At 72.9% G+C, this 15,062-nt stretch carries 11 protein-coding genes; all 11 read left to right on the top strand.

The window, feature by feature from the left end; genetic code table 11:
• Positions 1-5: 5 nt before the first annotated feature.
• Complete coding sequence (locus DEJ51_RS13170) at positions 6-896, top strand: TatD family hydrolase (RefSeq protein ID WP_150257760.1); 891 nt, start codon at positions 6-8, stop codon at positions 894-896.
• Positions 897-1,010: 114 nt separating this feature from the next.
• Positions 1,011-2,522, top strand: a complete 1,512-nt coding sequence (locus DEJ51_RS13165) for a ubiquitin-like domain-containing protein (protein ID WP_223835785.1) — start codon at positions 1,011-1,013, stop codon at positions 2,520-2,522.
• Entirely contained in the window at positions 2,519-3,439 is a 921-nt protein-coding gene (rsmA, locus tag DEJ51_RS13160) for a 16S rRNA (adenine(1518)-N(6)/adenine(1519)-N(6))-dimethyltransferase RsmA (RefSeq protein ID WP_150257758.1), read from the top strand. The genes DEJ51_RS13165 and rsmA overlap by 4 nt, the downstream gene beginning before the upstream one ends.
• Positions 3,436-4,368: a 4-(cytidine 5'-diphospho)-2-C-methyl-D-erythritol kinase gene (locus tag DEJ51_RS13155; protein ID WP_150257757.1), complete on the top strand. Its 933-nt coding sequence runs from the start codon at positions 3,436-3,438 to the stop codon at positions 4,366-4,368. The genes rsmA and DEJ51_RS13155 overlap by 4 nt, the downstream gene beginning before the upstream one ends.
• Positions 4,369-4,467: 99 nt before the next feature.
• A complete protein-coding gene (locus tag DEJ51_RS13150) occupies positions 4,468-5,796 on the top strand; it encodes an acyltransferase family protein (RefSeq protein WP_150257756.1) in 1,329 nt (442 codons plus the stop codon).
• A 28-nt stretch (positions 5,797-5,824) separates the two neighbouring features.
• The gene (locus tag DEJ51_RS13145; protein ID WP_150257755.1) at positions 5,825-7,627 is read left to right on the top strand and encodes an ABC-F family ATP-binding cassette domain-containing protein; all 1,803 of its coding nucleotides are present in this window, start codon (positions 5,825-5,827) and stop codon (positions 7,625-7,627) included.
• Positions 7,628-7,697: 70 nt separating this feature from the next.
• Entirely contained in the window at positions 7,698-9,320 is a 1,623-nt protein-coding gene (locus tag DEJ51_RS13140; protein WP_150257754.1) for a PQQ-binding-like beta-propeller repeat protein, read from the top strand.
• A gap of 250 nt (positions 9,321-9,570) precedes the next feature.
• Entirely contained in the window at positions 9,571-11,190 is a 1,620-nt protein-coding gene (locus DEJ51_RS13135; RefSeq protein WP_150257753.1) for a PQQ-binding-like beta-propeller repeat protein, read from the top strand.
• A 43-nt stretch (positions 11,191-11,233) separates the two neighbouring features.
• Positions 11,234-12,943 (top strand): PQQ-binding-like beta-propeller repeat protein, encoded by a 1,710-nt coding sequence (locus tag DEJ51_RS13130; RefSeq protein WP_150257752.1) that lies wholly within the window; start codon positions 11,234-11,236, stop codon positions 12,941-12,943.
• Between the two features lie 155 nt (positions 12,944-13,098).
• Positions 13,099-13,791, top strand: coding sequence for a response regulator transcription factor (locus DEJ51_RS13125; protein ID WP_150257751.1), 693 nt, complete (start codon positions 13,099-13,101; stop codon positions 13,789-13,791).
• Positions 13,792-13,917: 126 nt separating this feature from the next.
• The gene (galE, locus tag DEJ51_RS13120; protein WP_150257750.1) at positions 13,918-14,877 is read left to right on the top strand and encodes a UDP-glucose 4-epimerase GalE; all 960 of its coding nucleotides are present in this window, start codon (positions 13,918-13,920) and stop codon (positions 14,875-14,877) included.
• The last annotated feature ends 185 nt before the right edge of the window (positions 14,878-15,062 follow it).

Here is a 15,062-nt window from a genome sequence, read left to right as displayed (position 1 = left end):
GCCGTATGAGCACACGCGTGGACAAGACGCAGCACAAGGACGCACCGCCGCCGCTGCCCGAGCCCCTCCGGGTGGCGGTGGCGGACTCGCACACCCACCTCGACATGCAGGCGGGAACCGTCGAGGAGGGCCTCGCGAAGGCCGCCTCGGTGGGCGTGACCACCGTCGTCCAGGTGGGCTGCGACGTGAAGGGCTCCCGGTGGGCCGCCGAGACCGCGGCCGCGTACGACAACGTCCACGCGGCCGTCGCCCTCCACCCGAACGAGGCGCCGCGGATCGTGCTGGGGGACCCCGACGGATGGTCGCGCCAGGGCGCACGGGCCGGCGGCGGCGAGGCCGCGCTGGACGGGGCGCTCGCCGAGATCGAGGCACTGGCCGCCCTGGACCACGTCAAGGCGGTCGGCGAGACCGGCCTGGACTACTTCCGCACCGGCCCGGAGGGCATGGCCGCGCAGGAGCGTTCCTTCCGCGCGCACATCGAGATCGCCAAGCGGCAGGGCAAGGCGCTCGTCATCCACGACCGGGACGCCCACGCGGACGTGCTGCGCATCCTGCGCGAGGAGGGCGCCCCGGAGCGGACCGTCTTCCACTGCTACTCCGGAGACGCCGACATGGCCCGCGAGTGCGCCGCCGCCGGGTACTACATGTCCTTCGCCGGCACCGTCACCTTCAAGAACGCCGCACCGCTGCGCGAGGCCCTCGCCGTGGCCCCGCTGGAGCTGGTGCTGGTCGAGACGGACGCGCCCTACCTCACCCCGGCGCCGTACCGCGGACGGCCCAACGCGCCGTACCTCATTCCGCTGACGGTCCGCGCGATGGCCGCGGTCCGGGGCATCGACGAGGACGCGATGGCCAGCGCGCTGGCGGCCAACACGGCCCGGGCCTTCGGATACTGATCCCACGCCCGTCCGGCCACACTGCGTAGCCGACTCGCTTTGGAGAGTGACGACTCCTCCGCTAGGGTGCCGTGCCCGCACCGGAGGGTGCCGGATCACAGTGGAGCGAGCGTCGTGAGCGATACGCAGGGCAGTCACCGCCGTGGCGGTCCCGTCCCCGAGGCGTACGAGGCCCAGCCCTTGGCCCAGCCCTCGGCCCCGCCCGTGGGCTGGCCGCCCGGTACGGGTGATCCCGGGCCCGCCGCGTGGGACCCGGAGCACCCCGACACGGCCCCGGTGCCGGTCCCGGGTGCGGTCCCGGCCCCGCGCGGCGGGCGCCGCCGCCGGGCCGGCCTGTCACCGGCCGAGCTGTCGGAGGCCGACACACTGGCCGGGGCCCCCGCCGCGCCCGGCCCGGGCCGACGCAGGGCCGCGGCTCCGGTGGCCGCCGCCGCGGCCCCGGCCGCACCCCCCGCCCCGGCCCCGGCCGCCCCCGCCCCCGCCGTGCCGGGCCGCCGCCGCGCCCGGGGCCGGGGCGCCCCCGCCGAGACCCTCGGCGGGAACTGGCGGCGGATCGTGCCGCAGGCCCTCGTCGTCGCCTTCCTCGCGGGCGGCACCACGGCGTTCGTCGCCGCCGACAAGGCCGTACGGCTCACCGTGGACGGCGTCCCGCGCAACCTCCACACCTTCGCCGACGACATCGGCGAACTGCTCGCCGCCGAAGGCCTCGGCGTCGGCCCCCACGACCTCGTCGCCCCCGCCCCCGGCGAACCCCTCGAAGACGGCGAGGAGATCGTCGTCCGCTACGGCCGCCCCCTGCACCTGACCCTCGACGGACAGCAGCGCCAGGTGTGGACCACCGCCCGCACCGTCGAGGGCGCCCTGCACCAGTTCGGCGTCCGCGCCGAGGGCGCCTACCTCTCCGCCCCCCGCACCGCACCCGTCCCGCGCGCCGGGCTGGCCCTCAGCGTCCGCACCGAACGCAGCGTCACCTTCATGGCGGACGGCCGCGAACGCACCATCCGCACCAACGCCGCCACCGTCCGGGAAGCCCTCGACCAGGCCGGCATCACCCTCCAGGGCCAGGACACCACCTCCGTACCGCCCACCGACTTCCCGCGCGACGGCCAGACCGTCACCGTGCTCCGCATCACCGGCACCCGCGAGGTCCGCGAGGAGCGGATCCCGTACGAGACGGAGAAGGTCAAGGACCCCGCGCTGTTCGCCGGCACCGAGGTCGTCGAGCGCGTCGGCCGCCCCGGGGCGCGCAGGGTCACGTACAGCCTGCGCACCGTCAACGGGGTCCGGCAGAAGCCACGGCCCATCGCCGACGAGGTCGTCCGCGAACCCGTCACCCAGCTCGTCAAGGTCGGCACCAGGGCACTGCCGAGCTCCGTCGCCGGCGCGGACGGCCTCAACTGGGCGGCCCTCGCCCAGTGCGAGTCCGGTGGACGTCCCGCCGCCACCGACGCCTCGGGGACCTACGGCGGGCTGTACCAGTTCGACGTCCGGACCTGGCAGGGCCTCGGCGGCAGCGGACGCCCGCAGGACGCCCCGGGCGCGGAACAGACGTACCGGGCGAAGAAGCTCTACGTGCAGCGGGGGGCGAGTCCGTGGCCGCACTGCGGCCGTACGCTTTACCGGTGAGCACCGCAGAGCAGCAGCCCGAGAACACCGAGAACACCTCCCCCGCCGCGCCCGACGCCCTCCTCGGCCCGGCCGACATCAGGGAGCTGGCCGCCGCCCTCGGCGTACGCCCGACGAAGCAGAAGGGGCAGAACTTCGTCATCGACGCCAACACGGTCCGCCGGATCGTGCGCACCGCCGAGGTCCGCCCGGACGACGTGGTCGTCGAGGTCGGCCCGGGGCTCGGCTCGCTGACGCTCGCGCTGCTGGAGGCCGCGGACCGGGTCGTCGCCGTCGAGATCGACGACATCCTCGCCGCCGCCCTGCCCGCCACCATCGAGGCCCGGATGCCCGCGAAGAAGGACCGCTTCGCGCTGGTCCACTCCGACGCGATGCTGGTGACCGAACTGCCCGGCCCGGCGCCGACCGCGCTCGTCGCGAACCTGCCCTACAACGTGGCCGTGCCCGTCCTGCTCACCATGCTCGACCGGTTCCCGACCATCGAGCGCACGCTGGTGATGGTGCAGTCCGAGGTCGCCGACCGGCTGGCCGCCGAACCGGGCAACAAGGTCTACGGGGTGCCCTCCGTCAAGGCCAACTGGTACGCGCACGTCAAGCGGGCCGGTGCCATCGGCCGCAAGGTGTTCTGGCCCGCCCCGAACGTCGACTCCGGTCTCGTCTCGCTGGTCCGCCGCACCGAACCGATCAAGACCACCGCCACCAAGGCCGAGGTCTTCGCGGTCGTCGACGCCGCCTTCGCCCAGCGCCGCAAGACGCTGCGCGCCGCACTGGCCGGCTGGGCCGGCTCGGCGGCGGGCGCGGAAGCCGCGCTGGTCGCCGCCGGTGTCTCGCCGCAGGCCCGCGGGGAGTCCCTGACGGTCGAGGAGTTCGCGGCGATCGCCGAGAACAAGCCCGAGGCGGAGAGGCCCGCACTGTGAGCGCGCACCAGGCGCCCGTGACCGTACGGGTCCCCGCGAAGGTCAACGTCCAGCTGGCGGTGGGCGCGGCCCGCCCCGACGGCTTCCACGACCTGGCCAACGTCTTCCTCGCGGTGTCGCTGTACGACGAGGTGACGGCGGCCCCGGCCGAGGCCCTGAGCATCACCTGCGCCGGCCCCGACGCCGACCAGGTCCCCCTGGACCGCACCAACCTCGCGGCCCGCGCCGCCGAGCTGCTCGCGGCCCGGGCCGGGATCGAACCCGCCGTCCACCTGCACATCGCGAAGAACATCCCGGTCGCCGGCGGCATGGCGGGCGGCAGCGCGGACGGCGCGGCGGCCCTGCTGGCCTGCGACGCCCTGTGGGGCCTGAACACCCCGCGCGCCGAGCTCCTCGACATCTGCGCGGAGCTCGGCAGCGACGTCCCCTTCAGCCTCGTCGGCGGGGCCGCGCTCGGCACGGGCCGCGGTGAGCTGCTCACGCCGGTCGGGGCGGGGGCGTTCCACTGGGTCTTCGCGGTGGCCGACGGCGGGCTGTCCACCCCGGCGGTCTTCCGCGAGTTCGACCGCCTCGCCGTGGCCGCGGGTACGGAGATCCCCGAACCGGAGGCCTCCCCGGCGCTGCTGGCGGCCCTGGCCTCGGGCGATCCGGACGCGCTGGCCGCGGCGCTGGCCAACGACCTCCAGCCGGCGGCGCTCTCCCTGCGCCCGTCCCTGGCCGCAACGCTGGACGCGGGTGTGGAGGGCGGTGCGCTCGCCGCGCTGGTCTCGGGCTCGGGCCCGACGACGGCGTTCCTCGTCGCGGACGAGGAGGCGGCCGCCAAGGTCGCGGCGGCGCTCGAAGCCTCGGGCACCTGCCGGGCCACGCGCGTGGCGTCGAGCCCGGCCCCGGGAGCCACGGTCCTGCCCTTCAGCCCCGCCGGCGTTTGAGGCGCGGGGGTCGGGGCGGAGCCCCGGTAGCAGTACCTAGGCCGGAGTTGAGTATCCGCGCCCTGTCGGGAGACACCCGGCGGGGGACACCGTGGCCCCATGACAGCCAGCGCCAGCGCAATCGCCGAGGCCACCCCCGCCGACCGTGACCGGTACGTCGACCTGCTGCGCGTCGCCTCGCTCGGCACCGTCGTCGCCGGACACTGGCTGATGGCCGCCGTCAGCGGCGACGGCATAGGGAATCTGCTCGCCCTCGTGCCCGCCCTCCAGGCGCTCACCTGGGGGTTGCAGATCATGCCCGTCTTCTTCTTCGTCGGCGGGTTCTCGCACGCCCTGTCCTACCGCTCCCTGGCCCGCCGCACCGACGGTCCCGTCTACGCCGCCTTCCTGCGCGCCCGGCTCCAGCGGCTGCTGCGCCCCACCCTCGTCTTCGTCCTGGTGTGGGCCGCGGCCGCGCTGGCCGTGCAGCTCGCCGGCCACGGCGGCGGAACACTGACCGGGGCCGCGCTGCGCCTGGTCACCCAGCCGCTGTGGTTCATCGGGATCTACCTCGCCATGGTCGCCTTCACCCCGCCGCTGCTGAAGCTGCACGAGCGCCACGGCTGGGCCGCCTTCGCCGCCCTGGCCGGGGCGGCCGCACTGGTCGACGTACTGCGCTTCGCCTTCGGCGTGCCCTACGTGGAGTTCCTGAACTTCGCCCTCGTCTGGCTCGCCGTCCACCAGCTCGGCTTCCTGCGTGCCGACGGCCGCATCCGCAGGCCCGCCGTCCTCGCCGCCGCCGGACTCGCCGGCGCCGCCCTGCTCGTCGCCTTCGGCCCGTACCCGCTGTCCATGGTCGGCATGCCCGGCGAGAAGGTCTCCAACATGGCCCCGCCCACCCTCGCCCTGCTCTGCCACGGCCTGTGGCTCGTCGGCGCCGTCCAGCTGGCGGCCCGGCCCGCCACCGCCTGGCTGCGCCGCCCGCGCGTCTGGCGCGCGGTGGTCGCGGCCAACGGACTCGCGATGACCGCCTTCCTGTGGCACCTGACCGCCATGCTCGGTGTGTACGCGGCCCAGCTCGCCCTCGGTTTCGGCCTGCCGGCCCCCGCCACGGCCGCCTGGTGGGCGCAGGTCCCGGTGCGGATGCTCGCCGCGGCCGCGCTGACCGGTGTCCTCGTCGCGCTGTTCCGCCGCTTCGAGGCGCCCCGGACCGCGGCGCCCGCCCCCGCACGCAGCTCCGGCGGCCCCGTCGCCGCCCTCGGGATCACCCTGTGCCTGCTCGGCATCCTCGGGCTGTCCATGACCGGCCTCGGCGGCCTGCTCGACGGGCACAGCGCCACGTTGATCGCCCTGCCCGTCACCGCGCCGGCCGCGATCGCGATGGCACTGGGCGGCTGGTACCTCGTAGAACGGTCTGCCCCGGCGCGGAGGGTTAGGCTGAGGGGCTGATCCACACCCTTTCCCTGGAGCGCGTCTGATGGCCGTCAATCTGGTCAATGTCGAGGCAGTCAGCAAGGTGTACGGCACACGTACCCTGCTGGACGGCATCTCCCTCGGCGTGTCCGAGGGAGACCGGATCGGTGTGGTCGGCCGCAACGGCGACGGCAAGACCACCCTCATCCGGATGCTCGCCAAGCTGGAGGAGCCCGACACCGGCCGGGTCACCCAGTCCGGCGGCCTGCGGATGGGCGTCCTCACCCAGCACGACTCCCTCGACCCCCGGGCGACCATCCGCCACGAGATCATCGGGGACATGGCCGACCACGAGTGGGCCGGCAACGCCAAGATCCGTGACGTCCTCACCGGCCTCTTCGGCGGCCTGGACCTGCCCGGCTTCGGCCAGGGCCTCGACACCGTCATCGGTCCGCTCTCCGGTGGCGAGCGCCGCCGGATCGCCCTCGCCAAGCTGCTCATCGCCGACCAGGACCTCCTGGTCCTCGACGAGCCCACCAACCACCTCGACGTCGAGGGCATCTCCTGGCTGGCCAAGCACCTCCAGGACCGCCGCTCCGCGCTCGTGTGCGTCACCCACGACCGCTGGTTCCTCGACCAGGTCTGCACCCGCATGTGGGACGTGCAGCGCGGTGACGTGCACGAGTACGAGGGCGGCTACAGCGACTACGTCTTCGCCCGCGCCGAGCGCGACCGCATCGCCGCGACCGAGGAGTCCAAGCGGCAGAACCTGATGCGCAAGGAGCTGGCCTGGCTGCGCCGCGGCGCCCCCGCCCGGACCTCCAAGCCGCGCTACCGCATCGAGGCCGCCAACGAGCTCATCGCCGACGTGCCGCCGCCGCGCGACACCTCCGAACTGATGCGCTTCGCCAACGCCCGCCTCGGCAAGACGGTCTTCGACCTCGAAGACGTCAGCGTCCACGCCGGCCCGAAGGAACTCCTCAAGCACCTCACCTGGCACCTGGGCCCCGGAGACCGCGTCGGCCTCGTCGGCGTCAACGGCGCCGGCAAGACCTCCCTGCTGCGCGCCCTCGCCGAGGCCGCCCGCACCCAGGGCGACGTCCAGCCCGCCGCCGGAAAGATCATCGTCGGCAAGACCGTCAAGCTGGCGTACCTCTCGCAGGAGGTCGGCGAGCTCGACCCGTCCCTGCGCGTCCTGGAGGCCGTCCAGCGCGTGCGGGACCGCGTCGACCTCGGCAAGGGCCGCGAGATGACGGCGGGCCAGCTCTGCGAGCAGTTCGGCTTCACCAAGGAGAAGCAGTGGACGCCGGTCGGCGACCTCTCCGGCGGCGAGCGCCGCCGGCTGCAGATCCTGCGCCTGCTGATGGACGAGCCCAACGTCCTCTTCCTCGACGAGCCCACCAACGACCTCGACATCGAGACCCTGACCCAGCTGGAGGACCTCCTCGACGGCTGGCCCGGCTCGATGATCGTGATCTCCCACGACCGCTTCTTCATCGAGCGCACCACCGACACGGTGATGGCGCTGCTCGGCGACGCGAGCCTGCGCATGCTGCCGCGCGGCCTGGACGAGTACCTGGAGCGCCGGCAGCGGATGATCGAGGCGGCCGCCCCGGCGCCCGCCCCGTCCGCGGGCGCCGCGAAGTCCACCGCCTCGGGGGACTCGCGCGCCGCGAAGAAGGAGCTCCAGAAGATCGAGCGGCAGCTGAACAAGCTGTCCGACCGCGAGGGCAACCTGCACGCCCAGATCGCCGAGAACTCCACCGACTACGACAAGGTGGCCAAGCTCGACGCCGAGCTGCGCGAACTCCTCTCGGACCGCGACGATCTGGAGATGCGCTGGCTGGAGCTGGCCGAGGAGGCCTGAGCGGGACCGGGCCGCATCGGTGATAGAAAGGTCGTCCTCCCCGACCTCCTGATGCCGAAGGTGTGCGCTGATGACCGAGCTGCCCCAGCCGCCGAACCAGCCGCCGACACCTTCCGGTTACGGTCACCTGCCCGGTCCGCCGCAGCAGGGGTACGGGTTCCCGCCGCAGGGTGGGAACCCGTACGCCCAGCCCCTCCACCCGCCGCAGCCGCCCACCGTGCAGCAGCAGCCGCACTGGCAGGCCGCGGGCTCCGGCGGCCCCGGTCCAGGCCGGGGACCGGCAGCGAAGAAGAAGTCGATCCTGCTGGTGGCGGCTTCGGTGGCCGCCGCCCTCGTCCTGGGCGGCGTCGGCTACGTCGCGTTCTCCGGCGACGACGAGGACGCGAAGCCGACCGCGCAGCAGCCACCCGCCGACGCCAAGCCCTCCGGATCCCCGTCCGTGGACAAGGGCGACGGCAACGGCGCCGGCGGCGGTCCGCCCACGGACCTGAACTCCGGCCGCAAGCAGGGCGAGGACAAGGTCCTGTGGCTCAAGACCACCAAGATCGACGGCCCCGGCATGGGCGTCGAATCCGCCGGCCAGTGGGTCGTCGGCGACACCGTCGTCAAGAGCGTCTGGAAGAACCTCACCGGCTACGCGGTCACCGACGGCAAGGAGAAGTGGACACTCCCCTTCCCCGCGCAGATCTGCTCCGTCTCCCCGCAGACCACGGCCGAGGGCAGGACCGTCGTCATGTACCGCGACGGCGAAGGCGAGAACACCTCCTGCACCCAGATGCGCGTGGTCGACCTCAAGACGGGCAAGGAGGTCTGGTCGAAGGAGGTGCCCAAGGAGGGGCTCTTCGACATCTTCACGAGCCCCACCCTGTCCATGACCGGCGACACCGTCACCGTCAGCCGCGGCGGCAACGCCAGCGCCTTCAGGATCAGCAACGGTGACAAGCTCTTCGCGGCCGCCATCGGCGACGGCTGCAACCCGGACTCCTACGAGGCCGGCAACGGCAAGATGATCGGCCTCGCCACCTGCTCGGACGAGGACGCCACCGCAGAGGTCCACGGCATCGACCCCGTCACCGGCGCCAGGGCCTGGGCCTACCGGCTCCCCCCGAAGTTCAAGGTCACCAGCATCTACTCGGTGAACCCGACCGTCGTCGACATCGGCAACGAGAAGGAGAAGAAGCACTCCGTCGTGGTCCTGGGACCCGACGGGAAGCCGGCCGCCACCCTCGCCGGCGAGGGCGACTTCGCCGTCGGCTGCGGCGACACGGGCCTCTTCCGGTCCCTGGTGACCTGCCCCACGGCGGTCGTCGACGGCAACACCCTCTACCTGCCCACCACGGTGGGCACCGGCAAGGCCAACGAGATCGTCGCCTTCGACCTGGGCACCGGCAAGGAGAAGTGGCGCGTGCCGGCCGGGGACAAGCGCACCCTGATCCCGCTCAAGGCCGAGAACGGGCAGCTGATCGCCTACCGCAAGGCCGAGGCGGAACAGGGCGGCGAGGTCCTCTCGATCCCCGCCGCCGGCGGCACCCCGACCGCGATCCTGCGCCACCCCTCGGGCCCCGCCGCCCCGATCGAGCGGACCTTCACCCTCCCGAAGCTGGACTACGCGGACGGACGGTTCTTCATCTCCTCCACCCGCCTGCGGGCCCAGGGCCAGGACGAGAAGGTCCTCATGGTCTTCGGGAAGTGAGCACCCGTCCGGGCCGGAGCAGCCCCCGGCGAACTCCACCCGGACCGCGCGGATTTGGCGGCGCGCGGAGACGGGACGGCCGGGAAGGCACGGATCGCGCCGGTCACCGGGGAGCAACTGGCCGGATAACGGCGGCGTCACGGGCCGGTCCTCCCTTGGGAACAGGGGACGGACCGGCCCGGTGTACGTGCGCCGTCAGTGATAGAAAGGTCATCCTCCCCGACCTTCCCGATGCCGAAAGCGTGCGCTGATGACCGAGCTGCCCCAGCCGCCGAACCAGCCGCCGACACCTTCCGGTTACGGTCACCTGCCCGGCCCGCCGCAGCAGGGGTACGGGTTCCCGCCCCAGGGCGAGAACCCGTACGCCCAGTCGCCCGGCCACCCGCCGCAGCCGCCCACCGTCGAGCAGCAGGCCGCGGGCCCCGGCCACCCGCCGCCGCCCGGCGGCGGCCCCGGCACACCGCCCCGCAAGAAGCGCGCCGTCCTGACCGCCGCCGCGCTGGCCGCCGCCCTCGTCCTGGGCGGCATCGGCTACGTCGCGTTCTCCGGCGACGACGAGGACGCGAAGCCGACCGCACAGCAGCCCGCCGACGCCAAGCCCTCCGCATACCCGTCCGTGGACAAGGGCGACGGCAACGGCGACGCGGGCCCCCAGCAGCAGGACCTCAACTCCGGCCGCAAGCAGGGCGAGGACAAGGTCCTGTGGCTCAAGACCACCAAGGTGGACGGCCCCGGCAAGGGCGTCGACGCCGTCGGCCAGTGGGTCGTCGGCGACACCGTCGTCAAGAGCGTCTGGAAGAACCTCACCGGCTACTCCGTCACCGACGGCAAGGAGAAATGGACGCTCCCCTTCCCCGCTGAGATCTGCGCCGTCGCCGCGCAGACCACCGCCGAGGGCCGCACGGCCGTGATGTACCGCAACGGCGAGGGGGAGAACACCACCTGCAACCAGCTGCGCGTGGCCGACCTCAAGACGGGCAAGGAAGTCTGGTCGAAGGAAGTACCGGAGGAAGGGCTCTTCGACATCTTCGTCGGCCCCACCCTGGCCATCACCGGCGACACCGTCGCCGTCAGCCGCGACGGCGCCGCCAGCGCCTTCAGGATCAGCAACGGTGACAAGCTCTTCGCGAGCCCCCGGGGCAAGGGCTGCAACCCGGACTCCTACGAGGCCGGCAACGGCAAGATGATCGCCCTCGCCACCTGCTCGGACGCCCAGGCCGGCGCCGAGGTCCACGGCATCGACCCCGTCACCGGCGCGAAGACCTGGGCCTTCCGGCTCCCCGACAAGGCCAAGGTCACCAGCATCTACTCGGTGAACCCGACCGTCATCGACGTCGGCAACGAGCAGGAGAAGAAGCGCGGCATCATCGTCCTGGGACCGGACGGGCAGCGGACCGCCACCGTCCTCAGCGAAAGCAGCTTCGCCATCGGCTGCGGCGACGCGGGCATCATCCGGACCCTGTCCCTGTGCCCCTCATCGGTCGTCGACAACAACACCCTCTACCTGCCCACCGCGGCGGACAAGGGCAAGGCCAACGACATCGTCGCCTTCGACCTGGGCACCGGCAAGGAGAAGTGGCGCGTGCCGGCCGGGGACAAGCGCACCCTGATCCCGCTCAAGGCCGAGAACGGGCAGCTGATCGCCTACCGCAAGGCCGAGGAGGAACAGGGCGGCGAGGTCCTCTCCATCCCCGCCGCCGGCGGCACCCCGACCGCGATCCTGCGCCACCCCTCGGGCCCCGCCGCCCCGATCGAGAGCACCTTCTACAACCCGAAACTGGACTACGCGGACGGACGGTTCTTCATCTCCGTCCGCCACCTGCGCATCCCGGACCGCGAGGAGAAGCTCCTGATGGTCTTCGGCAAGTGAGCACGCGTCCGAGCAGCCGCCCACCGAGAGGCAACAGCAACCGATGAGTATCCCGCCGCCCCCCAGCCAGCCGCCGTCCGGCGGCTTCGGCGCGCCGCAGGACCCGCCGCCGGGCGGGTTCGGTGCCCCCGTGCCGCCGCCCGGACCGGCCGCACCGCAGCCCGGTCCCCAGCAGCAGCCGAGCGCGCAGCCCGCGTACGGCTACCCGCAGACGGGCCCCGGCTACGGCTACCCGCAGCAGCCCGGCACCCCGCCGTACGGCCCGCCGCCGGTGTCCCCGGCCCCGGTCCAGCCCGCGGCCACGGCCACCGGCACCGGCAACGACAAGCGCAACCAGCTGATGATCGTCGGCGCCGCCCTCCTGGCCATCGTCCTCATCGTCGGCGGCGGCCTCTGGTACACCTCCGGCGACAGCGGCGGCGGAAGCGAGGCCGACGGCAACCCGACCGCCTCACCGGGCGGCGACAAGCCCCAGGACCTGGTACCCGGCACCGAGAAGGTGCCCGGCAACCCGAAGTCGAAGACGCTCCTCAACCTGCCGAGCCCGGTCCCCGCCGACGTCGCCACCGTCGCCGGCTCCTGGCTGACCGACTCCACCTACGTCAAGTCCGACCTGTCGAAGGTCGTCGGCTACAACCTCGTCGACGGCGGCAAGAAGTGGGAGCTGCCCCTCCCCGGCGAGATCTGCGGCGCGACCAAGCACGTCAGCGAGAACAAGACGGCCATCCTCTTCAAGGCCGCCCAGCCGACGCCCGAGAACAAGTACGTCCAGTGCACCGAGGTCGGCGTCGTCGACCTGGAGAGCGGCAAGCTCCTCTGGTCCGGCAACGCCAAGAGCACCACCGGCGGAGACAAGCCGGTCTCCCTGAACACGGTCACCCTCAGCGGCAAGACCGTCGCCGCGTCCGGCATCTCCGCGGGCGGCGCCGCCTGGAACCTCACCGACGGCAAGTCCCTGTGGCTGCCCAAGATCGACGGCGAAGGCTGCCGGGACGTGGGCTACGGCGGCGGAGAGGCCCTCGCCGCCATCCGCAAGTGCGGCCAGAGCCCCAACTACACCCTGTACGGGCAGCTCCTCGACCCGTCCACCGGCGCCCCCACCTTCTCGTACAAGCTCTCGCAGGGCATCGAGGACGCCTCCATCGTCTCCACCAAGCCCCTGATCGTGGCCGCCGACGTCGGCAAGACGGCCAAGAACGCCACGGGCATCAGCGACCTGTTCGTCATCGACCCCAAGGGCGAGCTGAAGGCCCGCATCCCGCTCGCCTCCGGCGACTTCAACGGCCGGTGCAGCCTGGACGTCGAGAAGTGCGTCAACATGGTGGTCGGCAACGGCAAGCTCTACCTGCCGTCCTACGAGCACCAGGGCCAGAGCTCCAGCAGCCGCACCAACGAGCTGCTCTCCTTCGACCTGGAGACCGGCAAGCAGACCACCGACCGCGCCGACGCGGGCGAGCGGTACACGATGTTCCCCCTGCGCATGGACGGGTCGAACATCATCGCCTACAAGGAGCCCCCGTACGACAAGGGCGGCCAGATCGTCAGCATCGACAGCAGGACGATGAAGGAAACCCTGCTGATGGAGAACCCGGCGGACAAGGAGACCCAGCGCGCCGAGACCGGCTTCTCGCCCGAGTACTCCGAGTACCGCTACCACAACGGCAAGTTCTTCATCTCGCGTACGACGGTCAGCAAGCCGCTGTCGGACAAGTCCGATCCGGCTTACCTCTTCGTGTCCTTCACCGCGAGCTGACACCACGGGCCGACACGGCCGCGCCGATGTCGCACAGCACCGCCGAAAGCCCCCGAACGGTCCGTACCGATCGGGGGCTTCTGCGCGGTATCCCCCTCGCACCGTCGAACAAGCGTGTAGCTTGCCGGGGCAGAAGGGTGGGGGGTGTTTCCTCGATGGGCGTACGGGTCGTGGTGGTCGACGAGCACCGGCTGCTGGCCGAGGCACTCGCCTCTGCCCTCAAGCTGCGCGGCCACCGGGTACTGGCCGCCGCCGCCCCGGCGGCAGGGGCGGCCGACCTCGTCATCAGCCGCGCCCCGGAGGTCTGCCTGCTCGGCACCGCCACCCCCGCCGAACCCGGGGTCTTCGAGCCCGTCGTCCGTATCAAGCGGGAACGCCCGCAGATCGCCGTGGTCGTCCTCGGCCCGGTGCCCAGCCCGCGCGGGATCGCCGCCGCCTTCGCCGCCGGCGCCTCGGGGTACGTCCGTCAGGACGAGCGCATCGAGGGAGTGGAGCGGGCCCTGGCCAAGGCCAGGGCGGGGGAGGTGGCCATCGCCCCGCAGCTGCTGCAGGGGGCATTCGCGGACCTGCTGAACCCCGCCGCCCAGCCCGACGACGAGGGGAGCCGGCTGCTGCGGCTGCTCACCCCGCGCGAGGTGGAGGTGCTCGTCCGGGTCGCCGAGGGCGAGGACACCCGGCTGATCGCCGCGGGCATGGAGATCGCCCCGAGCACCGCCCGTACGCACGTGCAGCGGGTGCTGATGAAGCTGGGCGTGGGGTCGAGGCTGGAGGCGGCCGCGCTGGCGGCCCGCACCGGTCTGCTGGACCGGGCGCTGCCGACGCCGCCGTCCGCCACCGCGCGCGGCTGACGTCCGGGGCGGGGAGCCGGGCCCCGGGCCCGGGCCCCGATTTCCCCGTGGGCGCCGAATCGGGTAAGCCAGTGTCCAGCACGCGCACGCACCCGCGCGTGCTCCCCCGCGAGAGGCAGTAGGCGAGTGAGCAAGTACCTGGTAACCGGTGGCGCCGGATACGTCGGCAGCGTGGTCGCGGCCCACCTTCTGGAGGCCGGCCACGAGGTCACCGTCCTCGACGACCTGAGCACGGGCTTTCGCGTCGGGGTCCCGGAGGGCGCGACCTTCATCGAGGGCCGGATCCAGGACGCCGCCCGGTACGTGGACGGCTCCTACGAGGCGGTGCTGCACTTCGCGGCCTCCTCGCAGGTCGGCGAGTCCGTGGTGAACCCGGGCAAGTACTGGGAGAACAACGTCGGCGGGACGCTGGCCCTGCTGGCCGCGATGCGCGGGGCGGGTGTGCGCAAGCTGGTGTTCTCCTCCACCGCCGCCACCTACGGGGAGCCGACGGAGGGCCTGCTGACGGAGGCCTCGGTGACCGCGCCGACCAACCCGTACGGCGCCTCGAAGCTGGCCGTCGACCACATGATCGCGGGGGAGTGCGTGGCGCACGGCCTGGCCGCGGTGTCCCTGCGCTACTTCAACGTGGCCGGCGCCTACGGGGAGTTCGGGGAGCGCCACACCCCCGAGACGCACCTGATCCCGCTGGTCCTCCAGGTCGCGCTGGGCGAGCGGGAGTCGATCTCGGTGTTCGGCGAGGACTACCCGACCCCCGACGGCACCTGCGTACGCGACTACATCCACGTCGCCGACCTCGCGGAGGCCCACCTGGCCGCCCTGCGGTCCGCCACCGCCGGGGAGCACCTGATCTGCAACCTGGGCAACGGCAACGGCTTCTCGGTCCGCGAGGTCGTCGAGACCGTCCGCAAGGTCACCGGCCGGGAGATCCCCGAGGTGGTCGCCCCGCGCCGGGCCGGCGACCCGGCGATGCTCGTCGCCTCCGCGCGCACGGCCCACGAGCGCCTCGGCTGGACCCCGAGCCGCTCGGACCTCACCGGGATCATCACGGACGCGTGGAACTTCGCGCGCACGCACGCCTCCTGAACCTTCCGGACCTCCTGAACCTACCGGACCTACCGGACCTACCGGATCTTCCGGACCTGCGCGCCCCCCGCACCCCCGACCGGTGCGGGGGGCGTGTGCGTATCCGGCATGCGCTGCGGACGGGCGCCATGCGCGGGCGCCCGGCGTGCACACGCCGGGTGAAATGCCCCCCGTGCAACTGCCCA

The sequence above is a fragment of the Streptomyces venezuelae genome (assembly GCF_008642275.1).
GTDB lineage: Bacteria > Actinomycetota > Actinomycetes > Streptomycetales > Streptomycetaceae > Streptomyces > Streptomyces venezuelae_E.
The sequence above is the reverse complement of the archived record's forward strand: the minus strand, read 5'-3'. Positions and strand labels throughout refer to the sequence as shown.